At 68.6% G+C, this 25,410-nt stretch carries 21 protein-coding genes; 8 read left to right on the top strand and 13 right to left on the bottom strand.

Annotation, left to right across the window (positions count from 1 at the left end; genetic code table 11):
- Window positions 1-3 precede the first annotated feature (3 nt).
- Window positions 4-1,890 carry an exodeoxyribonuclease V subunit alpha gene (gene recD, locus IBX22_RS27230; protein WP_194818538.1) on the bottom strand — a complete coding sequence of 629 codons (1,887 nt, stop codon included), beginning with the start codon at window positions 1,888-1,890 and terminating at the stop codon, window positions 4-6.
- Complete coding sequence (locus tag IBX22_RS27225; RefSeq protein ID WP_194818537.1) at window positions 1,890-5,357, bottom strand: UvrD-helicase domain-containing protein; 3,468 nt, start codon at window positions 5,355-5,357, stop codon at window positions 1,890-1,892. Before IBX22_RS27225 ends, recD begins: the two co-directional genes overlap by 1 nt.
- A 306-nt stretch (window positions 5,358-5,663) precedes the next feature.
- Here IBX22_RS27225 and IBX22_RS27220 point away from each other — a divergent pair, with 306 nt between their 5' ends.
- On the top strand, window positions 5,664-5,969 hold the full coding sequence (locus IBX22_RS27220; protein WP_194818536.1) for a hypothetical protein: 306 nt from the start codon (window positions 5,664-5,666) through the stop codon (window positions 5,967-5,969).
- Between the two features lie 136 nt (window positions 5,970-6,105).
- Here IBX22_RS27220 and IBX22_RS27215 read toward each other — a convergent pair whose 3' ends face one another.
- On the bottom strand, window positions 6,106-9,693 hold the full coding sequence (locus IBX22_RS27215) for an exodeoxyribonuclease V subunit gamma (protein ID WP_194818535.1): 3,588 nt from the start codon (window positions 9,691-9,693) through the stop codon (window positions 6,106-6,108).
- 176 nt (window positions 9,694-9,869) lie between these two features.
- On the opposite strand from IBX22_RS27215, the gene IBX22_RS27210 reads away from it, so the two are divergent.
- On the top strand, window positions 9,870-10,076 hold the full coding sequence (locus IBX22_RS27210; RefSeq protein WP_194818534.1) for a hypothetical protein: 207 nt from the start codon (window positions 9,870-9,872) through the stop codon (window positions 10,074-10,076).
- Window positions 10,077-10,175: 99 nt separating this feature from the next.
- Window positions 10,176-11,069 carry a tat pathway signal sequence gene (locus tag IBX22_RS27205; RefSeq protein WP_194818533.1) on the top strand — a complete coding sequence of 298 codons (894 nt, stop codon included), beginning with the start codon at window positions 10,176-10,178 and terminating at the stop codon, window positions 11,067-11,069.
- A gap of 138 nt (window positions 11,070-11,207) precedes the next feature.
- On the opposite strand, the gene IBX22_RS27200 is transcribed toward IBX22_RS27205, so the two are convergent.
- Window positions 11,208-12,659: a cytochrome P450 gene (locus tag IBX22_RS27200; protein ID WP_194818532.1), complete on the bottom strand. Its 1,452-nt coding sequence runs from the start codon at window positions 12,657-12,659 to the stop codon at window positions 11,208-11,210.
- Window positions 12,660-12,802: 143 nt separating this feature from the next.
- Here IBX22_RS27200 and IBX22_RS27195 point away from each other — a divergent pair, with 143 nt between their 5' ends.
- Window positions 12,803-14,233: an NAD(P)/FAD-dependent oxidoreductase gene (locus IBX22_RS27195; protein WP_194818531.1), complete on the top strand. Its 1,431-nt coding sequence runs from the start codon at window positions 12,803-12,805 to the stop codon at window positions 14,231-14,233.
- A 202-nt stretch (window positions 14,234-14,435) separates the two neighbouring features.
- Entirely contained in the window at window positions 14,436-15,194 is a 759-nt protein-coding gene (locus IBX22_RS27190) for a hypothetical protein (protein ID WP_228539474.1), read from the top strand.
- Window positions 15,195-15,303: 109 nt separating this feature from the next.
- On the opposite strand, the gene IBX22_RS27185 is transcribed toward IBX22_RS27190, so the two are convergent.
- The 5 genes from IBX22_RS27185 to IBX22_RS27165 form a co-directional block, all read right to left on the bottom strand.
- The gene (locus IBX22_RS27185) at window positions 15,304-15,987 is read right to left on the bottom strand and encodes an urease accessory protein UreD (protein WP_194818530.1); all 684 of its coding nucleotides are present in this window, start codon (window positions 15,985-15,987) and stop codon (window positions 15,304-15,306) included.
- On the bottom strand, window positions 15,977-16,693 hold the full coding sequence (ureG, locus tag IBX22_RS27180) for an urease accessory protein UreG (protein WP_194818529.1): 717 nt from the start codon (window positions 16,691-16,693) through the stop codon (window positions 15,977-15,979). Before ureG ends, IBX22_RS27185 begins: the two co-directional genes overlap by 11 nt.
- A 30-nt stretch (window positions 16,694-16,723) precedes the next feature.
- Window positions 16,724-17,344, bottom strand: a complete 621-nt coding sequence (locus IBX22_RS27175; RefSeq protein ID WP_194818528.1) for an urease accessory protein UreF — start codon at window positions 17,342-17,344, stop codon at window positions 16,724-16,726.
- Window positions 17,345-17,471: 127 nt separating this feature from the next.
- Window positions 17,472-18,350 (bottom strand): SDR family NAD(P)-dependent oxidoreductase, encoded by an 879-nt coding sequence (locus tag IBX22_RS27170; protein WP_309234809.1) that lies wholly within the window; start codon window positions 18,348-18,350, stop codon window positions 17,472-17,474.
- A 39-nt stretch (window positions 18,351-18,389) separates the two neighbouring features.
- On the bottom strand, window positions 18,390-19,868 hold the full coding sequence (locus tag IBX22_RS27165) for an MFS transporter (RefSeq protein ID WP_194818527.1): 1,479 nt from the start codon (window positions 19,866-19,868) through the stop codon (window positions 18,390-18,392).
- A gap of 92 nt (window positions 19,869-19,960) precedes the next feature.
- On the opposite strand from IBX22_RS27165, the gene IBX22_RS27160 reads away from it, so the two are divergent.
- A complete protein-coding gene (locus tag IBX22_RS27160; protein WP_194818526.1) occupies window positions 19,961-20,629 on the top strand; it encodes a TetR/AcrR family transcriptional regulator in 669 nt (222 codons plus the stop codon).
- Here the strand turns inward: IBX22_RS27160 and IBX22_RS27155 are convergent.
- Window positions 20,626-21,291 (bottom strand): O-methyltransferase, encoded by a 666-nt coding sequence (locus IBX22_RS27155; RefSeq protein WP_194818525.1) that lies wholly within the window; start codon window positions 21,289-21,291, stop codon window positions 20,626-20,628. The two genes, IBX22_RS27160 and IBX22_RS27155, sit on opposite strands and share 4 nt — an antisense overlap.
- Before the next feature lie 130 nt (window positions 21,292-21,421).
- On the opposite strand from IBX22_RS27155, the gene IBX22_RS27150 reads away from it, so the two are divergent.
- Complete coding sequence (locus IBX22_RS27150) at window positions 21,422-21,814, top strand: DUF4377 domain-containing protein (RefSeq protein WP_194818524.1); 393 nt, start codon at window positions 21,422-21,424, stop codon at window positions 21,812-21,814.
- 151 nt (window positions 21,815-21,965) lie between these two features.
- Window positions 21,966-22,811, top strand: coding sequence for an SGNH/GDSL hydrolase family protein (locus IBX22_RS27145; protein ID WP_194818523.1), 846 nt, complete (start codon window positions 21,966-21,968; stop codon window positions 22,809-22,811).
- A 117-nt stretch (window positions 22,812-22,928) separates the two neighbouring features.
- On the opposite strand, the gene IBX22_RS27140 is transcribed toward IBX22_RS27145, so the two are convergent.
- The 3 genes from IBX22_RS27140 to IBX22_RS27130 are packed head-to-tail and all read right to left on the bottom strand — an operon-like array spanning window position 22,929 to window position 25,408.
- Window positions 22,929-23,702, bottom strand: a complete 774-nt coding sequence (locus IBX22_RS27140) for an ESX secretion-associated protein EspG (protein ID WP_194818522.1) — start codon at window positions 23,700-23,702, stop codon at window positions 22,929-22,931.
- Window positions 23,699-25,018: a hypothetical protein gene (locus IBX22_RS27135; RefSeq protein ID WP_194818521.1), complete on the bottom strand. Its 1,320-nt coding sequence runs from the start codon at window positions 25,016-25,018 to the stop codon at window positions 23,699-23,701. Before IBX22_RS27135 ends, IBX22_RS27140 begins: the two co-directional genes overlap by 4 nt.
- 15 nt (window positions 25,019-25,033) lie before the next feature.
- Window positions 25,034-25,408, bottom strand: a complete 375-nt coding sequence (locus tag IBX22_RS27130; protein WP_194818520.1) for a hypothetical protein — start codon at window positions 25,406-25,408, stop codon at window positions 25,034-25,036.
- Between the last annotated feature and the right edge of the window lie 2 nt (window positions 25,409-25,410).

The raw sequence follows: 25,410 nt of genomic DNA, 5'->3' as shown, positions 1-25,410 counted from the left end.
CCGTCATAAACCCAGGTTCCGGGACAGGCCGCTGGCGCGCAGGACGCGGCGGGCGATGGCGGCGCGGATCGATTCGTCGGTTCCGATGATGCGGACGTGGCGGCGGGCGCGGGTGATGGCGGTGTAAAGGAGTTCCCTGGTGAGCAGGGTGGATTCGGGTTCCGGCAGGACGACCGAGACGGTGTCGTACTGGCTGCCCTGGCTGCGGTGGATGGTCATCGCGAAAACCGTGACCACGGCCGGGAATTGGGTGGGGTGCACCAGGTAGGGTTCGCTGCCGCGCTGCAGGGCGGCGCGCAGGGAGCCGTCGGGGAGACGGACGATGACACCGGTGTCGCCGTTGTAGATGCGCGCTTCGTGGTCGTTGGCGGTGACCAGCAGGGGCTGACCGGCATACCAGGGGACGAGGTGGGATTCGGGTCCCGCTCCCCCGGCCGCGGCCCAGTCCGCGGCCATGCGATCCCAGCGTTCGACACCGAACGGGCCCTGACGGTGGGCGCACAGCAAGCGATGCGATTCCAGGGCGGTGAGTGCGCCGGCGGCGTCGCCCTCGAGTGCGGCGTCGGTGACCGCGCGGGCGGCGGTGATCACATCCGAACGGACCGGCTTGGTGTCTTCCGGTGCGCACAAGGACAATTCGGGCCCGCCCGCGCGGAGCAGTTCCAGCGCGGTGTCGGCGTCACCGGCTCGGACCGCGACCGCGAGGTCGGCGATCTTGCCGCCGAAGCGACGACCGCGGGTGAGGCGGACGATGCCGCCGCGCAGCCGGGTGCGCTCCAGGACGGTCAGCGATTCCGCGTGCTGCTCCGCCGGTTCCGCGCCGAGCACCTGCTCGAGCACCGGATTCGGTTCGCCCACCACCGGCCCCGCGACCAGATCCGCGAGCACCGCGCCCGCGTCGACCGAGGCCAACTGGTCCGGGTCGCCGACCAGCACCAGACGGGTGTCGGGGCGCAGCGCGGCCAGCAGGCTGCTCATCATGGTCAGCGACACCATGGAGGTTTCGTCGACCACGATCACGTCGTACGGCAGGCGATTGAACTCGTGGAACTTGAACCGGTTGCTGCGGCTGCGCTGCCAGCCGAGGAGACGGTGCAGGGTGGAGGCGGTCAGTTCGGGCAACCCCAGCAGCTCGGCCTGCTCGCGCACCGCTTCCTGCAGCCGGGCTGCCGCCTTACCGGTCGGCGCGGCCAATGCGATACGCAGCGCGGGCAGTTTGGGGTGCGCCTTCTGATGCGCTTCGAGCAGCGCCAGAATCCGCGCGATCGTATGCGTTTTACCGGTGCCGGGACCACCCACCACCACGGTCGTCCAATGCGTCGCCGCCAGCGCCGCGGCAAGTCGCTGCCGGTCCGGCGCGACACCGGCCGGGCCATCGAAGAGCCGGTCGAGTTCCTGCCGCACCAACGCCGGATCAACCACCGGGTGCCCGCCCGACCGCTCCGTCAGCACCCGCCGGATCGTCTGCTCCTGCTGGAAGTACCGATCCAGATACAGCAGCGGACCACCGTCCCGATCCCCCGGCACCAGCCGCAACGGCCGCAACGGGCCCGCCTGCCCGCCGACCACCAGCGGGCTCGCCGTCAGCGCGCCCACCACTGCCTCGATATCGGGCCACGGCAGCGTCGCCGGATCGATCCCCGTCCCCGCGTCCCAGCTTTCGTCGGCGTCGACACCGATCTCCCGCATCCGGTCCAGCTCCAGGCACACCGACCCGGACCGCACCGCACGCACCGCCAGCGCGGCCGCGAACAGCACCTGCTCGGATTCCTCCCGCCCGAGCCGCCCCAGCCGGACCGCGACATGCACGTCCGCCGCGGACAACACGCCCGCTTCATTGAAGGTGCGCAGCAACCCGGTGCCCCGCTGGGCCAGTTGAATCGACGTCATTACCGGCTCACCTCGCCCGCGAGCAGATCCGACAGGGCGAGGATCAGGGCGGGCGGTGGGGTCCAGTCGAAGACGCCGCGGCCGGGTGGGGTTTCAGGGCCGATCATGCCGCGGACGAAGAGGTAGGCGCAGCCGCCGAGGTGGTGGGCCGGGTTGTAGTCCGGGAGGCGCCAGCGCAGGTAGCGGTGCAGGGCGACGGAGTACAGGAGGGCCTGGAGCGGGTAGTGGGAGCGTTGCATCTCGGCGGACATCCGGTCGCGGGTGTAGTGGTCGACGGTGAGGTCGCCGAGACCGAGGCGGTTGGTTTTGTAGTCGACGATGATGAAACGTGGTGGGGCGGCGGGGTTGTCGGTGACGCGCAGGACGGCGTCGATGCTGCCGGTGAGGTAGCCGCGCAGCGGGATGTCGTCGAGGGCGGCCAATTGGTCGGCGTAGGGGTGGAATTCGTCGTCCGGCGGGAGGTGTTCGCGCAGGAGGTCGGCGATTTGGCGCAGGGTGGCGGTGTGGGCGGCGGGGGTGTCGCCGCCGGAGAGTGGGAGTTCGAAGTCGAGCTCGTTGAGTTGGTCGCGGCCGGAAATGTCTGCGAGGGTGCCGAATCCGAGCGGGGTGCGGAGGACGGCGAGCAGGGCGTCGCCGAGCAGAGACGGATCGATGTCGGCCAGGAGTTCATCGATGGCGGCGCGGCTGCGGGTGTGCACCTCGGTAGCGAGGTCGGGGACGTCGCGATCGATCACTTCCAGGACACCGTGGACGAGCGTGCCGAAGTCCGCGCCGTAGGGCAGGGCGTTCATCAATGATGGTGCGGCGGTGGGGAGTTCGGTGTCGTCGAGGAGCGGGGTGGCGGGCTCGTCGGCGGCGCCGTGCTCGTCCTCGGGCTCGACGCTCTGAGCGACGTCATGGGCGCCCGCGGTGAGGGCGGAGTAGGAGGTGCGCCGCCACTGCTGGTCCAGGGTGCGTTCGAAGGAGGCGGCGGCGAGGTCGCCGGTGATCGGGTCCTTGCGGACGCGGCGGAGTTCCACCGCTTCGGCGGTGTCGACTCCGGTCACCGAGATCGCCTCGGGGGCCGATGCCGCCCAGGCCGAAATGGATTGCACCGCAACCGCGTCGGCGGGTACCGAGGCCCGGTTCGGGACGATGTCGCCGCCGTCGGGGCGGCCGAGGATCATGCGGTGCAGCGGGGCTGAAGCGGTGGTGATCGCGGGCGCCCACCAGGCGACGACCTGGCACATGGCGCGGGTCAGCGCGACGTAGAGCAGGCGCAGCTCCTCCCCCGCCTCCTCGGCTTCGCTGCGCAGCTTGCGTTCCGCGTAGCCGGGAGCTTCCTGGCCGCCGACATCGAGCACGCGGGCGCCGGTGTCGTCGTGGAACAGCAGCGTCGCCGGGTACGGGTTCTTCGCGCTGTCCCAGGCGAAAGGCAGATATACGACCGGGAATTCGAGTCCCTTGCTGGCGTGCACGGTGGCGATCTGCACGGCGGCGGCGTCGCGGTCCAGGCGGCGGCTGCGGTCGGCTACCGAGCCGGAGGCGGGGTCGCGCACCCGGTCGGTGAGCCAGCGGGTCAACGCGGTCAGGCCCAGCCCTTCGGTGAGCGACACCTGATCCAGCAGCTGGGCGATGTGGCGGAGGTCGGTGAGCTCGCGCTCCCCGTTCTCGACCGTCAGTAGCCGCTGCGCCAGATTCGTTTCCGCCGAGAGCTTTTCGAAGACGGCGGCGAATCCGGCGCGGACGAACAGGCGACTCGCGTCGCGCAGCTGGGCACTGACCCGGCCGACGAGATCCGCTCCACCACTATCGATCTCGGCGGCGGTGACGCCGAACAGTGGCGTGCACGCGGCCAGCCGCACGCGGTCGGAACGGTGCGGCTGTTCCAGCGCGCGCAGCACCCACAGCCAGTCGGTGGCGCTCGCGGTCGCGAACACGCTGGTGCCGCCCGCCAGCACGGAGGCGACGCCGACCTTGTCCAGAGCGGCACGCACCACATCGATTTGGGAGCGTGTTCGCACCAGCACGGCGATGTCGCCGGGGCCGAGGAGGCGACGCGGAATCCCGCTCGTGTCGGCGATACCGGTTGAGCCGGAGCCGATTCCGGCGCTGTCCGATGCCGCGGTCCCGGAATCGATGCCGACGTCGTCCCGTGCCTCGGTGCCGGAATCGGGCGCGCCCGGATGATTGTCGGCGATCAAGGTCCCGGATTCGAGCACGCGCACGATATCGGCGGCGAGATCCTCGGCGACCTTAGCGCGCAGACGGCCAACGGCCGGGAAGCCGGACTTGTTGAGCGCACCCGCGCCGGTGCGCGGCAGGCAGCGCAGCCGCAGCGGTGTGATGAGATCGTCCGGGCCGGACAAGCGCGTCCAAGGACGGGTCGCCGCCACCGGATAGACGGTGATCTCCTTGTGTCCCAACGCCGCTCCACCGTGCAGGTGGTCCAGCGCGGCGAGCAATCCCGCGTCACTGCGCCAGTTGGTGTCGAGTTCGCAGCGGCTGTCGGCGTGCGCGACAGCGTCGAGGTAACTGAGCACCTCCGCGCCGCGGAACGCGTAGATCGCCTGTTTCGGGTCGCCGACCAGCACCATCGTGGTGTGCCCGTGGAAGGCGAGGCGCAGGATGTCCCACTGCAGCGGGTCGGTGTCCTGGAACTCGTCGACCAGCGCCACCCGGTAGCGGGCGCGGATGCGCGCGCAGGCGCGTGGGCCGTGCTCCGGGTCCGCGAGCACATCGTGCAGCAGGACCAGCAGATCATCGAAGTCACGCAATCCCGAAAGCCGTTTGCGGCGTTCGGTTTCCGTCCGCACCGCAGCAGCGAAGGCGACCCGCTGCCCCGCCGCACCGTCACCCTCGGGCACCAACCGCGCATGCCGATCACGCACCGCCGCCAAGGCGAGGGTATGCGCCTCCTTCAGCGAAAACGGCGGTTCGGCACGCGCGTACCGATGCAGGTACAGGTCGTCGGCAACTGTCTGCACCACCTCGTCGACAGTCTCGACAAGCCGCGCCCCGGGATCATGCTCCCCCGCCAGCCCCAGCTCATCGAGCATCCGCTGACAAAAACTGTGCGTGGTGACAATCGTGCCCGCATCGAAGTCCGACAGCGCTACCAGCAACCGCTCCCGCCGACGCCGCACCTCCCCCGAATCCGCCTGCGCCAGATGCCGAACCAACTCATCACTGTGCGCCCGCGCCAACTCCGGATCCCCCAGCGCCGCCGCCACCACAACGAACCGATCCCGCGCCCGCTCCCGCAACTCCTGCGTCGCCGCCCGACTGAACGTCACCAGCAGCAACTGCGAAACATCGATCCCGACCTCGGCCACATACCGCACCGCCAACCCCACGATGGCATGCGTCTTCCCGGTCCCCGCACTGGCTTCCAGCACAGTTGTCCCACTCGGCAACGCCCCGAACGCATCGAACCGCCCCGGCTCCGCCAACTCCTCCGCCGCAAACGCCAAATCCTGCACGGTCATCGGCGACACCACCCGGCACCCCGCATGGGCGACCCCACTTCCCGCTCGACAACGCACAACCCACCCCGATCGAACCACCCACCACGCGGCAGACCCCGCACCCCCACCCGCGTGTCCTTGTTGATCATGCCCACCCAACCCGCTTCACAACCCGTGTTATCGCCTCGCAGCCCCACCAACCGGCTGCACGCGCTGTGAGGCATCAACCAATGCTGTGAAGCATCGCGACGAACACGCCGACACCACGAACCGCTCCGCCGCCGGGCGCGTGCCGACCGCAACGGACGGCGCCCACGAGGTCCACCGGTGTTAACGGACACGCTTGCCCTGCGCGTCGGCGTGATCGGCGCTTCGAGCACCACATCACCCCCTCGCATCAGCCCGGGACGACTGATGCAGATGCGCGACGACAACGACGATGCCGCGCTGGTCGTCAGCGTCGGCGACCCCGCCGTATCGCTGCCTCCAGGCGCGGTCGGGCGGCCGCTGCGGTGGAGAGAGGAGCGGCTCGAAGGGCGGTCGATCAGAATCGACAACGTCATCGTTGGCGCTCCCGCATTGTCGCCACTTCCCGACACGCTCAGGCGCCCGCTGCGGAGGGGCGCGGAATGACGCGAAAGGTTGTCGATCAGGAACGCGGACGTCATCGTCGGCGATCCCGCCTCAACGCCGCTTCCCGACACGCTCAGGCGGCTGCCGCGAAGGGGCGAGAAACGGAGCGAAAGGTGAGGGGCCACGAGTGGGGGCGTCATGGTTGGCCCTGGGTTTCGGCGGACAGGAGGGGGGTCCAGAGGCGGCGGGCGAGGGCGCCGAAGTGGGTGGTTTCGGCGGGTTCGCCGGCGGGGGCGGGGGTGGACATGAGGTCGTCGAGGCGGGGGGTGGGGCCCCAGATGTAGCGGAGGTGGCGGTCGGTGTGGTCGCCGAAAGCGGCTGGGCCGTTGGGGCCGCCGTTGAATTCGCGTTCGGCGGCGGTGCAGGCTTCTTCGGCCGAGGAGCCGCGGAGGCGACGTTCGGCGTAGGTGGCGGTGGCGGTGGGGGTGATGGGGAGGGGTTCGCAGAGGCCGGCGTCGCGGAGTTTGACGAGGTCGCGTAAGGCGGTGAGGGCGGCGGGGCGGTCGGGGGCGGTGAGGACCGAACGCCAAGCGGGGCGGTGGAATTGGCCGCGGCCGGTGGTGACGGCGCGCCAGGAGCGGTCTTCGGTGGCTGCGAGGGCGAGCAGCGAAACCCAGGCGGCGACGCGGTGTTTCGGGGCGAGGCGGGAGTAGGTGGTGCGGACCAGGGTTTCGCCGTGCACCTCCGGGACGGTGCCGGTGAGGCGGCGGCCGCCGCCGAGGTCGATGGCGATATCCACTGCGCGGGCGGGGCTTTGGTATTCCGGGAGGGAGGCGCGCACGAGTTTGTCGACGGTGTGCTCGATTTCGTCGAGGACGGCGCCACCGAGGCCGAAGGGCGGGAGGGTGCCGCGACGCCATTCGGCCGCGCGCAGACCGGAGGGGTCGGCGCCGGTGAGGCGGGCGGTCAGCATGCGTTCGCCCAGTTCCCATTTCGCGAGGCCGTCGAGTTCGATGGGCAGGCGGTCGGCGATGTCCTCGTCGTGTTCGGGGACGCGCAGGCCGAGCCGCTGCCACAGGAACGCGCGGATGGGGTGTTCGACGAAGGCCATCAAGTCGGTCAGGGCGACGTCGCCGAGTTCGGGGGTGGGCAAGGGTTCCGGCAGGAATGCCGGGCGCGGACGCGGAGGCGCCGCGACGGCGACGGCTCCGGCCAGGGCCACAGTGTCGAAACTGAACGGCTTGTCCGCGTGGAAGTTCCGGCGATCGAAGCTCTGCAGGGGGTGCCTCGTCACCACCGCGTCGGCGTCGTCACCCAGGTAGCCGCGCACGGCGTCGAGGACCTCGGCGACCGGGATCGCGGGTGGGCGCTTGGTGCCCATCACAGGGTCCGCGCCGGTGTGGAACAGCAGCAGCTTGTCCTGCGCGGCCATGATCGCGTCCAGCAGGAGCTGGCGGTCCTCGCTGCGCGGATCCCGTTCGCCCAGTAACGGATTGCGGGCCAGCACGTCGTCGCCGTCGATGCCGCCCGCACGGGGGAATACGTCGTCGTCGAGGCCGAGCAGCACCACCACCCGGTGCGGCACCGACCGCATCGGGGTCATGGTGGCGACGGTCAGCTCACCGGTGCGGAAGTTCGCGCGGGTCGGGCGCGCGGCGAGCCGATTCGCCAGCAGCACACCGACATCGGGCAGCCGCAGCTGCACATCCCCGGCGTGCTCGGTGGCGGCGGTCAGTTCGCGGCGGGCTTCCGCGCGAATCCAGGCGTCGCGCTCGGGCACATCGGTGAGCAGGTCGAGGGCGCGCGCCAGCACCGCGGCCCATTCGCTGGCCGGTCGCGGCCCCCGCAGATCACGCAGGCACACCGCGAGCCGGTCGACGAATTCGGCGAAGCGCCCGGCCAAGTCGACATCGCCGGAGTCCACATCGCCCAGCGGCAACGCCAAATCCAGCCAGTCATCGGCGGATTCGTCGGCGGTGACGCCGAGCAGGATCCGGTCCACCGCGGCGTTCAGGGTGTTCTGTGCGAAATCGGCGAGCCCGAACGCCTGGCGCTGCCGCTGCCCGATCCCCCACCGCGCCCCCGATTCGGCGGCCCACTCCCGCAACCGTTCGATCGCATCGTCGTCGAAACCGCAACGGCGGCGCACAGTTTCGGACGCGGCCAGATCCAGCACCTGGGTCACCGTGACCCGCCCGTCGGCCAACTCCAGCAGGGTCGCGATCACCGCGAGCATCGGATTGGTGACCCCGCGCCCCCGATCCGCCAGCCGCACCCGCAGCAGATGCGCGGGATGCGCCGAATCCCGCACTCCCTCAGCCGATCCCGTCGCCCCGAACGCCGCCCGCACCAGCGGCGCGAACGCCTCCACCTCGGGACACATGATCAGCACATCCCGCGGCTCCAACGTCGGATCCGCCGCGAACAACCCGAGCAGACACTCCCGCAGCACCTCCACCTGCCGCGTCGGCCCATGACACGCGTGCACCTCAATGCTGCCGTCCGCCACATACGCACCCGGCGCGGGCGGCCACCGATCATCCCGAATCCCCGCCTGGATCGACGCAAGCAACGTCCGCCCGGCAGCGCTCACGTCAACCGGATCGGATCCCGGACCAGCGCGGTTCGAGTCGCCATCGAGGCCATCTTCGAGGACACCGCCACTGACGCCCTCCGGCAGAAGTACGCCGGGTTCGAACGCATGGCGTTCGATCATCGCGGAGTCGCCGCCAAGCGCCGATGCCGCAGGCGCAAAGGAGGTGTCAGGCAAGTCCTCGCCCACCGTCGCGGAGTTAGCTCCGAGCAGCTGACCTGTCGCAGCCGAATTCGTCTGTGCAGCCTTCCCTCCGGTCGACGTTGTCACGTGTGTGTCGGCGACCGTGTGCAAGCGCTGTTGCAGCTCCCGCACGTCGCCGGCGAGACCGGACAACAGGGGGTGGCGGATCGCAGTGGTAGTGGTGTCGGCGGCGCGGGAGTTCGCCGGGGGCAGCTGGGCCAGAGTCGACCACATGGCGGGGCTGGGGTGGGACAGCCACAGGTGCACCTCGCGCCCTTCGCCCAGCGCGGACAGGACCGCGAGCTGGTCGGCGGGCAGGCGCGTCGCGCCGAAGACCGAAAGACGTTGCGGCAGTTCGACGGAAGCCGGTTCGGCGCGCAGGCGGGCACAGGCGGCTTCCAGGCGTTCGGCGGGGCTCGGGGCACCCACCGCGGCGCGCAGACGGCGCCACAGGTTCGGCTGCCACAGCAGATCGTCGGGGACCGGCTGCCCGGCACCGTCGGTGTCCGCGCCTGCCGCCCAATCGTTGATCAGGGCCGGGCGCTGCGCCGCGTAGCTGTCGAAGAGGGCCGCGAGCCGGGCGGCGGTGGCGTAGCGCCGGCCCGCCCGATGGTCACGACCGGTCGGTTCGGACGCGCCGAGGTGCCGCGCCAGCACCGCGCACCACGGTTCCGGCAGCGCCGCATCGATCACGCCCAGCAGCGTCCACACCACACGCTCGCTCGCCCACGGATCGTCCTCGGGCCGCACCCCGCCCACCGCGGCGAGCACCTCTGCCACCAGCGCAGCAGGTGAGGGGAACCGAATGTTCGCCGCCACCCCATCGGTCGAACCACCCGAAACGCCCAGCACCGTCGAGAGTCGTTGCGTCACCCAACGTTCCACGCCTTTGGCGGGCACCGCCACCACTTCCGCGGCGAACGGATCGTGCAACGGCGTCGCCAACAGCGCGGCGAGCGAATCGGCCAGGATGTCGGCGCGCTCGGCACGGTGGATGTGCAGCGGCATTGGTCGTTTATACGCCAGCGACTCCTCCGCAACCACACCGGCCCACGCCACGCGAGTGAATTAAGCCACACGCGAACAGTTTTCTCGGCCGTGTCACGGCCGCTCGCGCGAAACGATGTGCGACAGTGCTCAACCGGGGAGGACGGGAAGCTGGATCGAAAGGCTGGTTCGCGTCAATGGCAGCGAAGGTGATTCCCCTGGTTCCGAGAGCCGGATTCACAGTCCGCCGCGTCGGTGACCAATGGGAGTTGGTCAACTCACGTTTCTTCGGCCGCACCGTAGTCCTACAGACCTGGCCACGAGACCGTCACACCGAGGCTTTCGAGCACTGCTATCGCCTCAACGGCCGCACCGTCGAAGAGCTGCTTGCCGCCTTCCGCTGAATTCGGCTCGGCCCGAACCGGATTGCCCGAACGGTAGCGTCGCGAATAACACACCGCCGCGCCGAGCTCAAGACGTGCGCCCAACGGGCCGATGTGCCAATGTGTTCCCTCGTGCGTTACCCCTTGGCCGGCACCGGTGCACTTCCCCGCGTGGCCGCATCAGCTTGTGTCCTCGCCGCCGCGGCGGTACTGATCCCCACAGCGCCCGCGCTGGTGCCCGACGCCCAGGCCGCGCCGCCCGCGCTGACCCGGACAATTCCCGGTTTCGACGCCGATCTGAGCAACCGCATCGATCGTGTCGACGCCTACCTGAAATCCCGCCCCGGCGTCACCGGCTACATCGTCCGGGACCGCGTGACCGGCGGCGTCTACGCCAACGAGCATGCGGAGAACGCGGTGTGGACCGCCTCCACCATCAAACTCGCCATCGCCGTCGACCTGCTCAACCGCGCCCGCGTCGGCGCGATCGGGCTCGGCCCGGACGATCGCGGCCTGATGGAATCGATGCTGGCCACCTCCGACGACACCGCCACCGACATCCTCTGGCAGAAGTACTCCGGTTTCGACCGGATGGCGTTCAACAACGCGTTCCGCACGAACGGCATGGTGGGCCTGGTGCCGCAGCCGACCACCACCGCTATGTTCCCGGACTGGTCGTTCCAGAAGTGCACCGTCGCCGATCTCGATCGGTTGATGGATTACGTGCTTACCCGGATGCATCCTGATGATCGCGCGTATCTGCTGGATCGGATGCGGTCGGTGGATTACAACCAGCACTGGGGTGTTTGGGGCGCGGGGGCGAAGATGCGGCCAGGTTTGAAGAACGGGTGGTCGGCTGAGCAGGGTGGCTGGGTGGTCAACTCGGTTGGGTTCGCCGGGCCGGAGGAGCGCTACACGCTTGCGATCATGAGTTCGCTAGGCGCGGACGGTGGCTACACCGAAGGTGCCGATACCGACACCAAGGTCGCCGAAATGCTCCTCAAAGGTAGGTAGTCGGGACGACACCTCGCTGGCGCTCGGCTTTCGTCCCGACTACGGAGTCCGGATGGGCACCGGGGGCGCTTCGCTTCCCCGGTGCCGCACTGCTTCGGGCTTGCCTCGCTGCGCTCGGCGTTCGCCCTGAGGTACTGGTTATTGGGCGTTCGAGCGGCGGCGCAGGGTGACGGGGGCGTCGTCGCGCGGGAAGGGGATCGTGGTGAAGCCCCAGGGCATTCGGTAGTCCGCGGGCAGGGTCCATTCGTAGGCTCGCACCATTTCGGCGATGAGGGTTTTTACCTCGAATGTTCCGAAGTGCATGCCGATGCATTTGTGTGCCCCGGCTCCGAAGGGGACCCAGGCCAGACGGTGGGATTTGTCCTCGCGCCGGTCGGGGGCGAAGCGTTCGGGGTCGAATTGTTCTGGGCGGGTCCACAGGTCGGGCAGTAGGTGGTTGACGTGGTAGGCCAGGTCGACGGGGGTGCCGGCGGGGATGTAGTGGCCGAGGATCTCGGTGTCGCGGACGGCTCGGCGGACGAAGGCGGGGACCGGGGGCATCAGGCGGAGGCTTTCCTTGATCACCAGGTCGAGGTCGCGTAGGCCGTCGAGGTCGGTGATGGTCGAGGCTTCGCCCGACGCCAGCACCTCGGCGCGGACTCGCTGCTGCCATTCGGGGTGTTTGCCCAGGTAGTAGGCGACGGCGGTGGCTGTGGTCGTGGTGGTGTCGTGGGCGGCCATGATCAGGAAGATCATGTGGTTGACGACGTCGGCGTCGCTGAAGACCTCGCCGTCCTCGCTGCGGGCATGGCACAGGCCGGAGAAGAAGTCTGGTGAGTTCCCGCGTCGTTTCTCCGGGAGCATTTCGGTGAAGTACTGCTCGAGGACCTGGCGGCCGCGTAGACCGGCCCGCCAGCGGCCGCCCGGCACCGAGTGCCGGATGGTGGCAAGGCCTGCATGTGTGCACGCGATGAAAGCATCGATGAGTTCGCGGCGCCGGGAGCCGACGTCGGCGGCCATGAATGTCTCGCCCGCGATATCCAAGGTCAGGTTCTTGATCGTCGGGTACAGGCTGACGGTCTCGCTCGCCGCATCCGCGGGCACCCATTGCCGTACCGCGGACCGTGCCGCCGGAACCAGTGCGCTCAGATGGGCTTCGAGGCGGTCGCGGGTGAACGCCTGTTGCATGATCCGCCGGTGGAACATGTGCTCGTCGAATTCGAGGAGCAGCAGACCGCGCCCGAAGAAGGGCTCGATGAAGTAGTTCCAGCCCTGGCCGAAGTCCCGGCGGCGGATGCCCAGGACCTGGTCGATCGCCTCCGGGCCGGTGACCAGCACCCGTTCGACGCCGAGCGATCGCGACATCGACACGGGGCCGTAGCGGCGGTGCCGTTCCATCATTTCCGCCGGGCCCCAGCGCAGGTATTGCAGCGCCCGGCCCAGGTACGGGAGTCCGATGTCGCCGTGTACAGCGGTGGCGTCGCTGGCGGACGGTGGGGAGGCGAGGACGCGCGGTCGCTCCGGGATACGGCGCAACACGCGGTCGATCAAATGTTCGTCCGGGATGTCGATGAGTGCGGTGTTCTCCGAGACACGACCGTCGGCCACCATGCCAAACCTCCAGGAACGAGGGTGTTCATCGTATTCTGTTCAAGCGCCCAGTGGATCGGGTTCACGCACAACCGACTACGGTTGAGCTTGGTCAGTAACCGTTCGCGGGGGACGAACCCCAGGTCTTTCGAGGAGCACCGGCGATGAGCACAGAAGCTGTCGAGAACCGTCGTCACAAGGTGGTGGTGATCGGTTCGGGCTTCGGTGGCCTGTTCGGCACCAAGCACCTCAAGCGCGCCGACGTCGACGTGACCCTGATCTCCAAGACCTCCACCCACCTGTTCCAGCCATTGCTGTACCAGGTGGCCACAGGCATCCTGTCGGTCGGCGAGATCGCCCCCGCCACCCGCTTGGTGCTGCGCAAGCAGCGCAACGCGCAGGTGCTGCTCGGCGATGTCGTCGATATCGACCTGCAGAACAAGACCGTCACCTCGAATCTGCTGAACCAGGCGACGGTCACCCCGTTCGACAGCCTGATCGTGGCGACCGGCGCACAGCAGTCCTACTTCGGCAACGACAAGTTCGCCACCTACGCGCCCGGCATGAAGACCATCGACGACGCGCTCGAACTACGCGGGCGCATCCTCGGCGCGTTCGAGGGCGCCGAGCTGGCGACCACCCAGGAGATGCGGGACCGGCTGCTCACCTTCACGGTGATCGGCGCCGGCCCGACCGGCGTCGAATTGGCCGGTCAGATCGCCGAACTCGCCGACCGCACGCTGGAAGGCACCTTCCGCAACATCGATCCGCGCGATGCCCGGGTGATCCTGGTCGAGGGCGCGGGCGCGGTGCTCGGCCCGATGGGCCCCAAGCTCGGCGGCCAGGCCCAGCGCAAGCTGGAGAAGATGGGCGTGGAGATCCAGCTCAACGCCATGGTCACCGATGTCGACGCGCACGGCGTGACGGTGAAGGATTCCGACGGGACCATCCGGCGCATCGAGTCCTCGACCAAGGTGTGGTCGGCCGGTGTGCAGGGCAGCCCGCTGGGCAAGATGCTCGCCGAGCGCTCCGAGGGCACCAAGGTCGACCGCGCCGGGCGGGTCATCGTCGAGCCCGACCTCACCATCAAGGGCCACCCCAACGTCTTCGTCGTCGGCGACCTGATGGCGGTGCCCGACGTGCCCGGTATGGCGCAGGGCGCGATCCAGGGCGCCACCTATGCGGCCAAGGCGATCAACGCCGGACTCAAGGGCGCACGGCCCGAAGACCGTAAGCCGTTCAAGTACTTCAACAAGGGCTCGATGGCGACGATCTCGCGGTTCAACGCCGTGTGCCAGGTCGGCAAGCTGGAGTTCGGCGGATTCCTCGCCTGGCTGGCCTGGCTGGGCCTGCACCTGTACTACCTGGTCGGCTACCGCAGCCGGCTGATCACCGTCATCCAGTGGTTCGTGTCCTTCCTCGGCCGCACTCGCGGCCAGATGGCGGCCACCGAGCAGTGGGTGTTCGCACGCTTGGCGCTGGAGCAGGTCAACTCCGACGAGGAAGAGGCCGACGAACTCGCGGCCGCTCTCGGGGCGCCGCCCGGCAACGGCCGGGCACCGGGCCGCGCAACCGCGGAACACCAAGCCAGCTAGGCGCTTTACCACCACGGCAACTGTTGCGGCCGGGCCGGATTCGCGAGATCAGCGAATCGGCCCGGCCGCAGTTGTTTCAGATCACCAGCAAACGCGTGGCTATACAGCGTTGGGAAATGAGCTTCTAGATCGACCAATCCGCAGCCCGAGCGGATCCGAATGTGGGACGTCGAACATGCACATCTATGAGGAAAGGCGATTGATGCCCACAGGGAAACACAGAGCTCCGGCCCCGCCGTCCAAGATCGGCCCGGTGGTCGCCGCGGGCGCGGTTCCGCTGGTGCTCGCGCTGGTCGGTTCCGGTACCGCGAACGCCGAGCCCACCGAGGCCGGCACCACACAGAACGCGCAGTGGCCCGCGGCTGATGTCCCGAATGCGGCGCCCTATGAGGGCCTCGACATCCCGGACAACACCCGCAGCTCGCTGCAGTGGTCGCGCCCGCTCCCGGACAAGCGGTACCTCGCGCCCGTGGGCGTGCTGCACCCGCCGGTCCCGGTGGCCCCCGTGCCGCCGATCGCACCGCCGCCCGGGCAGTTCCGGTTCGGTGATGTCACGCTGCCCGCGCCGGACTGGATCAACGAAGAACAGGCGATCCAGATCAACGACAACTCGGCGGTCGCCGAGGCGAATCTGGCGACGTTCCTCGATTCGGTCGGCATGGAACGCAGCCGGTCGGACCGCATCGCCGGGCAGACGGTCGGTACCGCGGCTCTCGGCGCGCTCGCGGGCGCTTCCGCCGCAGCACCGGTCGCGCTCACCTCCGCGCTCGTCGGCGGAGTCGTCGGCCTGGTGGTCGGTGCGCCGTTCGTCCCGGTCGGGATCTTCGCCGGACCGGTACTCGGTGCCGCGATGGGCGCGGCCGTGATCGCCGTTCCCGCAGCGGTGGTCGGTGCCGCGGCCGGCGGTGTGGTCGGCGCGGTCAACGCGTACAACGCACCGTCCCGGGTCGTCGGAGACTGAGCACGCTTCGCCTCCGGCAGTGTTGACAACACAAGTGGTGGGAATCCGACAACGGCGTCGGGTACCCACCTTTTGTGTTTGTGGAACATGATCGTTCGTTACCGGGCGGCTACTGCACGGCGGCAGCGGTGTTCGGCGCGCGTTCCGCGGCCAGCGTGTGGGCGATGTGGGTATACAGGCTCCCGCCCGCGGCGAGCGGAAGGAGCACGCCGTCGAGGCCGTGGGCTTCGGCGGTGCGAGCGTCCGGATAGCGGAGTTCGCTGTCGAGGGCGCGCGGTGCGGAGATGGGATCGTCGGTCGCCGAGTCGCTTCCGAGGTGCAGGCGGTGGCGCAGCAGCGGGATGTCGCCGACATCGGCGATCAGATCACCGCGCCATGCACCACTGTTCTCGCCGGTCCGGCCGATTTGGACGCGTTCCCGGATCCGGACGCGCGCGTTCGAGGCCAATCGCACCGTGCTGAGCGCGTGGTGCTGCGCGCCCCCGGCGATGATGGTCGGCTCCGGATCGAAATCCAGTTCCGCGTCTTCGCCGATCTCGAAGTGCCAGTGCGCCGACGACAACGGCGTCGCCGCACTGGGCAGCGCGATGGTCGCCGCGACCGAGCGCACCGTGAGCCGCGCGCCGGCGCCCACGACGATGCGGATGTCGAGTTCGTCGCCGCCGAGGGGGGTGGCGGCGGTGCCGATCATGTGCACCTGATCCGGCGCCGTGCGGCGGGCGCTCAGCCCGCCGACGGCGTGGATCTCCGGTAGCGACCCGACGGCCGCCACGATGCGTAACTCAGTGCGCAACTGCGGATTCGGCGGCGTGCGAGTCGGCGTGGGCGATCACCCGGAGCTGTTCGCGGACCCAGGCCAGGACCGGGGTCGCGGCCGGGTCGTCGGTGAGCGAGATGAGCGCGGTGGGGCGGTTCTCGCGGACCTTGGCGGCGTCGCGTTCCATCACGCCGAGGTCGGCGCCGACCAGCGGCGCGAGGTCGGTCTTGTTGATCACCAGCAGGTCCGAGAAGGTCACGCCGGGGCCGCCTTTGCGCGGCACCTTGTCGCCACCGGCCACGTCGACCACGAAGATCTGCACGTCGATGAGGCCGGAGGAGAAGGTCGCGGTCAGGTTGTCGCCGCCGGATTCGACCAGGATCAGGTCCAGCGGCGGGTTCGCGGCGATCAGGTCGTCGATCGCGTCCAAGTTCGCGGTGATGTCGTCGCGGATGGCGGTGTGCGGGCAGCCGCCGGTCTGCACCGCGGTGATCCGCTCGTCCGGAAGCACCGCGTGACGGCGCAGGAAGTCGGCGTCCTCGGTGGTGTAGATGTCGTTGGTCAGCACGGCGATGGATAGTTCCTCGCGCAGCTGGCGGCACAGCGCGGCCGTGAGCGCGGTCTTCCCGGAGCCGACCGGGCCGCCGATGCCGATCCGCAGCGCCTCCCCCGGCGTGCGCTGCCGCTTCGGACGATCATGGGAATAATCGTGCGGTTCGCCGTCGATCAGGTGCGGGGGCATGGTGGCAATCTCCTTCTCTCGGTGAACAATTCAGCTTGCGAACAGCGGCATGTCGCGGTGCAGGTGGCGCTCGGCGAGCACGTCCTGCAGTGGGTCCGACAGGGCTGCGAGGCCGGTGACGGCCGCTGCCGCGGTGCGGTCGCAGAGGTCGGCCAGCCGGACCGTGCACAGGGCGATGGCGGCCGGGTCGAGTGCGAGCAGGCGTTGCGCGGCGGTCGCGGCGCCGGTCAGCGTGGTGTAGACGACGACGCCCGCGATCTCCTCCGGGCTGACTTCGCAGGCCGCGCCGACCGACCCGAAGACCGTGGACAGGTGCGGCCGGGTACCCACGTCGGCCCAATCCTGTTGCGGCCACAAGGTTTTCGCCAAACGCAGCAGCCCGCGCCCCTGCGCCCGCGATGCGGTGCGCGCGGCAGGCGAAGGCGTTCGGGCATCGGCTTCGAGCTCGGCGCGCCGCACCGTGAGTTCGCCTGCGCACACGGCGGCGGCCAGTGACGCGGCCACCAACCCGGAGGTCCGGATCCGGCGGCGCAGATAGAGCTCAACTGTGCGCACGTCCCGCACCAGCCCCGACGCGACCGCTTCCTCGACTCCGCCGGAATGCACATGGCCGCCGATCGGCAGCCGCGAATCCGCGAGGGCGAATAACATCGCCAAATTTGTCGCGGAACTCTTGTGCACCGCACGATCCTATGCTCCGGCGTGTCGCGACTGCGCGCCGGTCGGACTGTGAGCCTCGTCGACCCGCTATATGGCGTGTTCCGGCCGCGGGTTCGGACTACACCCGCCCGCGGCGGAAAGCTCGTTCCATGAAGCGGGCGGCCTGGCTGCGGCTGAGGTCGGTCCAGGCCAGGAATGGCGCCTGCCACCAGGGCGCGATTTCGCGGGGGCGGGCGGTGACGGCGTGGCAGATGAGATCGGAGGCTTCGTCGACGGTGAGGCCGGGAAGATTGCTGAAGTCGGTGGGAGCGCTCATGCGGGTGTGGACCAGCGGCATGTAAATGGAGGTGGTGGTTACGCCGTCACTCGCTATTTCGGTGGCGACCGTACGTAGCCAGGTGTCGAAGGCGCCCTTCGAGGAACTGTAGGCAGACCAGCGTGGAGTGGGCGGCATGAGCACGCCCCAGGTGGACACGTTCACGATGTGGCCCTGCTTCCGGTCGCGCATGTGCGGGATCAGAGTCAGCAGCAGGCGGACCGGGCCCAGATAGTTGATGTCCATCGTGCGGGTGAAATCGTGGAAGCGGTCGTAGGATTCGTGGATCGGGCGGCGAATCGATTTGCCCGCGTTGTTGATGACGACATCGATGTGGCCGTGCTCGGTGAGCAGGTCGCGGGCGAGGGTTTCGACCGCGTCGAATTCGGTGAGGTCGGCGGGGTAGACGTGGGCCGTGCCGCCCGCGGCGCGGATATCGGCCGCCACCGCCTCCAGATCGTCCGTCGAACGCGCGACCAGCAGCACCACCGCGCCGGCCGCACCGAGTTTGCGGGCGCTGGCTTTGCCGATGCCGTGCGAGGCGCCGGTGATCAGCACGACCCGCCCGGAAACCGCGTCGCGCAGGGATTTTTCGCGCGGTCGCGTGGTCGGGTACAGCAGACGGGTGGCGACCCGTTCGGCGAGCGGTCGCCCGTTGGCAGTGGGCTGCGTCTCAGTCACTCGTCAAATGTATTGCCCCGCGCGTGTTTTTGCCGCTGATCAGTGTGCGGGGGCGTCGGAGAGGATGGTGTTCTTGCGCATCGCCACCCGGGCCACGATCGCCATCGCCAGCAGAATGACCGCGCCCACCGTGGTCGCGAGATGCATTCCGTCGACGAAGGATTCGCGGGCACTCTCGGCCAGCGCGGCGTCGTTGCCGGCCTTGTGCAAGGTTTCGCCGAGGGTCTCGGCGTAGTCGCCGCCGTTGCGGAAGACCAGCGCCGCAAGCGATCCCAGCAGCGCCAGACCGAGGGCGTTGCCGAGTTCGAAGCTGGTTTCGGAGATACCGACCGCCGAGCCCGCCCGTTCGGCCGGGACCGAGGACACCGCGACATCGGACACCAAGGTGAAGGCGAGACCGTAGCCGATGCCCGCGATGGTGGATCCCGCGATGTACCAGGCGATTCCGCCGTGCACGCCGATACCGAGCAGCATCAGGTTGCCGACCGCGGCCAGCAGTAGCGCCAGCACGAACGTCGCCCGCACGCCGATCTTGCGGGCCAGCCGGGCACCGGTCATCGAGAAGATGAACACCGCCACCGCGCTCGGGATACCGAGCAGCGCCGCGGCGAGCGGGTCGCGCCCGGTGACCGACTGCAAGTACATGCTGGTCAGGTAGCCCATGGCGGCCAGCGACATCATGCCGGTGAGGCTGGAGCCGATGGCCACGCAGAACGCGGGCCGGGTGAACAAGCGCAGGTCCAGCAGCGGTTCGGTCAAATGGGTCTGGCGCCGCACGAACAGGGTGAGCACCACCACACCGACCAGCGCCAGCACGAGGGCTTCGGCGTCGATCCCTTCCGCCGCGGCGTGTTTGACCGCGTAGATCAGCGGCAGGATGCCGCCGATGGACAGCGCGACGCTCGGCAGATCCAGCGGGCCCAGCGCACTCGAGCGATGCTCGGGCAACAGGATCGGCCCGAGGGCGAGCAACACCAGCAGCACCGGCAGGTTGATCAGAAACACCGAACCCCACCAGAAGTGGTGCAGCAGCAGTCCGCCGATGATCGGCCCGACCGCGGAGCCGCCCGCGAAGAACGCGGTCCACACACCGATCGCCGCGGCGCGCTGCCGGGCGTCGGGGAAAAGGTTGGAGATGAGCGCGAGGCTGGATGGCAGCAGGGTCGCGCCGCCGACACCCATCAGCGCGCGGGCCACGATGAGCACCGGGGCGCTCGGCGCGAGCGCGGCCAGCACCGACGCGATTCCGAACATGGCCGCACCGACCAGCAGGATCTTGCGCCGCCCGATCCGGTCGCCGAGGTTGCCCATGGTGATGAGCAGGCCGGCGATCAGGAAGCCGTAGATGTCGAGGATCCACAGCGCCTGGGTGGCGGACGGGTCCAGGTCGACCGTCAGCGTGGGCATGGCCAGGAACAACACCGAGACATCCATCGACACCAGCAGCACCGGTAGCAGCAATACCGCCAATCCGAGCCACGCCCGCCGCGTGCCGGCGGGCGACTGCACCTGTGTCATCGAAGGATTCCTCTCGCTGCTCGCGTACGGCGTACGCACGACCAAGGGTACAGTGTACGCATGCTGGTCCGGAACGAACAACGAGACATGGGATGACCGAGCCGAAACTGACCCGAGCCGCGATCGTGGACACCGCGATCACCATCGCCGACACCGAGGGCTTGGACGCCGTGTCCATGCGGCGCATCGCCGAGCGGATGGGCGTGGGCGCCATGTCGCTGTACCGGCACGTGGCCAACAAGGACGAACTGATCGCGCTGATGACCGACGAGGTCGCCCGGCGCAACCCCTACCCGCCCACCGCGGGCATGGGCTGGACCTGGCGCGACCGCGTCCGCATCGCCGCCGAGATCGATTGGGCGCTCTACCAGCAGCATCCCTGGGTGCTACTGACCTTCGCCATGCCGCGCTACAGCTTCGGCCCGCACGGGCTGGCCTGCCTGGCGTGGCTGGTCGAGGGCTTCCGCGAGCTGGGGGTCCCCCCACGGGAGGCGATGCAGATGTCGTTCTCGGTATGGAACTTCATCTCCGGCGCGACACTCCCCCACATCAGCTCGGATCTACTGGAGCGCAAGAAGATTCAACCCGAGGAAACCAACGGGCTGCGCGCCCTGCTGGAGGGGAGCCCGACCACCCCGGTGCCGGATTCGCTCGCGGATCTGATCGGGGCGGGCGTCAGCGACCTCACCCAGGAGGACCTGCTCTACGCCGGATTGTCCACGCTCTGTGACGGATTCGAGGCGCGGCTCCGGCAGTCCTAGTCGACGACCAGGGCGTAGGCGAACCCGTCCCAGCCCTTCGAACCGACGGTCTGCACCACGGTGGCGTCCAAACGCGGTTCGGCGGACAGCAATTCGACGACCTCGCGGCCGCCGCGGATCGCGGGATCGGTCGAGTTCGCGTCGGCGAGACCGCCCTGGCGGACCACGTTGTCGACGATGATCACCGAGCCGGGGCGGGTCAGCCGCAGCGCCCATCGCACGTAGTGCGGGTTGTTGACCTTGTCGGCGTCCAGGAACACCAGATCGAACGGCTCCGAATTCTCCTCGGCCAGCATCGGCAGGGTGTCCAGGGCGGCGCCGACCCGGATCTCGACCCGGTCGCCGACGCCGGCCCGGTCCAGGTTCTGCCGCGCCACCTCGGCATGCTTCGGCTCGTATTCCAGGGTCAGCACCTGCCCGGCCTTCCCGACCGCCCGGGCCAGCCACACCGTGCTGTATCCGCCGAGCGTGCCGACCTCCAGCACCCGCCGCGCCCCGGCCGATCGCGCCAGCAGGTACAGGAACTTGCCTTGGGGCGCGGACACATCGATCTCGGGGAGTCCGGCCTTCGCGTTCTCCGCCAGCACGGCGGCGGTCTCCGGGTCTCGCACCAGTTGGTCTACCAGGTAGCTGTCCACTTCAGCCCAGTCAGCACTCGTCATGAGGGCCAGTCTGCCACCGCGGCGTCACACTCGGCCGTGTCGACCAGTTGTCCCGCCCGCCCCGATGGTCGGCAACGCCAGGGGCGAGGGATCCCGGGTCCATCGGCAAACCTGTGGCATATTCGCGGCCATGCGCCTCGGAATGCTCGTTCTCGCCGCCGCACTCGCCGTCCTGCCGCTGGCGGGCTGCACCGCGGACCAGTCGACCGGCGATGCCGCGGCCAGCACCACCCCTTCGGCTACCAGCACCCCTTCCAACCCCGCGAACAAGCAATTCGAGATCGACGTCGCCGACAAGGAAGTCCCCTGCACCGGCGTAGCACCCATGCAGTGCCTCCAGGTCCGAACCGACCCGAATGCCCCTTGGGAGCTGCACTACTTCGGCATCGACGGCTTCGACTACCAGCCCGGCTACACCTACCACTTGCTCGTCGAAGAGCGGCCCTGGGTCAACCCGCCCGCCGACGCTCCCTCCCTCACCTGGCACCTCGTACGGGTGATCTCCAAACAGCCCACCTCATAACTCGCCCGCGGTTCGGTTTCCGGTCGCGCCGGGGAGGAATGGTTCATGAGTTGGGCGAATCGGTGCCGGGCGGCGGCCCGGAGTAGTACGGTGCCGAAAGCGGAACCAATGCGTCTCACTTTGGGCGCTCGATGCGGAGTGGAGCAACAGGATGAGCGGCAGGCGGAAGCTGTGGGGTTCGGCAGCGGTGGCGGCGGGGCTGTTGTATTTGGCGCCAACAGCTTCCATGCCGACGGCAATGGCCGCGCCGGCCGATGGCGGGGCGGAGTACGTGGCGCTCGGGGATTCAGGTGCGGCGACAACCGGGGTGCAGAAGTTCGATGCGAGTGCGCCGCTGATGTGTATCCGGTCGACGGCGAATACGCCGAAGCTGGTGGCCGAGGGGCTCGGGGTGCGGCTGGATGATCGGACCTGCAGTTCGGCCAAGATCAAGGATCTCAGCACCGCCCAAGGGGCCGGTGTCGCACCGCAATTCGATGCGCTCGGGCCGAACACCAAGCTGGTGACGGTGCATATCGGCGCCAACGACACGAACATGACCAAGTATGTGCTGAACTGTCACACCGCCGGCGCGCGGCCGTGCGCCGACCCGGCCTGGGATGGCGATATCGACGGCATCGCCCAGTCGTATTCCGCTGCACTGCGCCAGATTTCGGTGCTCGCGCCGAATGCGAAGGTGTTCGTCGACGGCTGGCCTTTGTATGTCCGCGACGGCGGCTGCCCCGAACTCGTCGGGCTGCGCCCCTCCGACGCCGCGACCGTGCAGCGCGCGTTCGACCGCCTCAACACCGTGGTCGCAGCCGGCGCCGCCGCCAACGGCGCGACCTACATCGACACCCGGACGCGCGCCGCGGGCCACGACATGTGCGCACCCGAGGGCGTGCGCTGGTTCGACCCGATCCTCGCCACCGAGACCCTGATCCCCTACCACCCCACCGTCACCGGCATGCGCGGTATCGCCGACATCGTCCTGGACGCCATCCGGCCCACGCGCTGATTCCCCAAGGCCCGCACGGGATTTCAGTATTGCCTCGAGCGGCCGGCGCCTGGGACGATGCTGAACCGGGTTCATTGCCCCGCCTCCTGAGATCACCACGCCCGGTTGAGCTTTCGGTCACACCCGGGTGCGGTAGGCGGGATCGGACTCCTCCCGGTGCGCGTCCACCGTGATGGCCAGGATGCGATCCAGGTCGGCCGCCAGCAGCGCGCGATCGGCGGGTGACGCCTTGAGGGTGCCGCCGTTGCGGACGACGTAGCGGCCATCCGGATAGTCCATGATGTGGAAACCACGCGACGGCGCGGGCCGATTGTCCCAGGCCGGACCCGCGTAAACCGCGACATGCACCACCGCGCCCCGCGGGCGCTCGAAGAACCGGGCGGCGAGTTTGCGCGGCGACACCGGAGCGTCGTCGTGGAAACCGCGGAACGGGCCGTCCTCGTCCAGATCGTGGCGCGACACCTCGATCCCCTCGCCGCTCCCCCGCGCCGTATTCGGCAGCTGACCCAGCACCCGGCGCGAAACCTCGTGCGCCGGGAGCATTGTCATCCGGACCTTGCCGCCGCGATCCGGGGCGTCGGTCGGCTCCTGCACCAGCAGCACCGCATGCTGATAGTGCACCGCCGCGTGCACCCGCAGCTTGTCGCGGCCCAGCTTGCCCGCGACCTCGATCCGCGCCTCCGGTTCCGCAAGGATCCGCAGCGCCCCGAACATGGACTCGTCGAAATGCTTATGCAGCGCGGCGGCTTCGGCTTTCCACGCCTTGTCATAGTCGGCGATCGTGTCCGCGGTCGACCGATACTGCAGCGGATACGGCAGTACATCCCGATCGGCCGCACGCCACAGCACCTTGAACGCCAACGGTGTGAACGTCCACTCCCGCTTGCTCATTCGCCGATCACCGGCGGAACCGTCTTCACGCGATGCTCCGGATCCAAGCCCGTCAGGATCTCGCCGTTCTCCTGGTTGATCAGATAATCCTTGGTCTGGTGTTCCTTGTCGTCGTCGCCCTGGCCGCGGGCGCCACCCATGCCGCCCATGCCCGGCATGCCGGACGTACCGGCGCGGGCCGCGGCGGCGCGATTCGCGCCCTGCGCGGCGGCAGCGGCGGTGCCCGGGGTGCCCGAGATCGTCTTTCCCGCACCGGGGTTCGCGGAGCCGGGTGTGCCGGAGCCGGGAGTGCCGGAGCCCGGGACGCCCGAACCGGGTACCCCGGAACCGGGGACACCCGAACCCGGGCTGGTTCCCGGTACACCCGTATTCAGCTTCGGGTCAGTCGATTTCGGGGTCTCGGCGACGGTCGGGACAGTGGACGCCGGGGTGGTCGGCATGTCGGTCGTGGCCGGTTTCGTCGACGGATCGTCCGAATTCTGCGGTGCGGTGCTGGGATCCGAAGACGGAGGCTGCGTGGTTTCCGGCTTTTCCTCGGCCTTCGGTTCTTCCGTGTTCTTGGGTGCCGAGGGGGCGCTGGATGGAGGCTGCGCGCCGTCGGACGACTTGGGCACCACAGGGCCTGGGATGTCGGTGTTCTGCTGCACCGGGTTGTACGGCTTGGGGACCAGCGGAACCTTGTCGTCGGCTTCCTTGACGGCCGGGTAGAAGACGTTCTTCACGATATTCGCGGCCGCGGTTTGGTACGACTCTTCCCGATGCTCGTTCAGCTTCCAGGTCGGGCCTGGGACCCAGCTGGCAATGTTGCTGGTCAGGGTGGAGTCGGGGGCTTGCTGCACATTGGGCTTGGTGAGGTCGATGGCGGAGCGGACCAGCTTCACTTTCTCCGAGACCAGTGCGACCGAATCGACGAAGGTGCTGGACTTCTTGACGTAGTCAGTGATGCCCGTAGCCGCTGAATTCGCCGCTTCGCCTTGCCATTTGGCTTCGATGGCCTTGGTCATCTCCAACCCGAAATTGACGAAGCCGTCGTTGAGCTGGTTACGCAGACCTTCCCAGCGGTCGTGCAGTCTCTTGACCGTGTCAGGCTCCATGGCCTGCACTCGGGCGTACAGGTCGTCCATTCCCTCCGGATTCTTATAACTGGATTCCGGCACCTTCGACCCTTGAAAGTCGAGGCCGCTACCGCTCACCAGTTCCTGAACCCTGTTGCGCGCCATCGTTGCCTCGGGACTCTCGTCCTTGCCGACATCCGGCGGACCGGACTTGCTCGACTCCCACAGCGCGGAGGCGATACCCGCAAATAGCAGACCCACTTGTCGTCCCCCCGTTCAGTTCAACAGCTTGTCTTGTTCGCCCGCGTTGACTTTGTCCTGGGCCTCGTACTTGTCGACGGAGACCTGGATGGTGTCGCGGATGAGCTCGATCACGCTGATGTGTTCCTTGAGTGCGGTATAGACGTCGCCATCACCGCCAAATGCCTTTTGCCCCAACATTTCTGCAAGTTTGTCGGCGCACTCGAAGTTTCCGAAACCGGAGACCCTCTTCATGAATTCGAGATCGTCGATCAGACCTTCGTACAGTGCGATCTGTTTGTTGCAGGCATCTCGGCAATCCTTCGCTACCGCTTGATCGAGATACAGTCGGCCAGCCTTCGCCTCACTGGCGAGATGGCTCCACCGGGTCTTCTCCTCGTTAATAGTCATGA

This window comes from Nocardia sp. XZ_19_385 (assembly GCF_015355755.1).
GTDB lineage: Bacteria > Actinomycetota > Actinomycetes > Mycobacteriales > Mycobacteriaceae > Nocardia.
The sequence above is the reverse complement of the archived record's forward strand: the minus strand, read 5'-3'. Positions and strand labels throughout refer to the sequence as shown.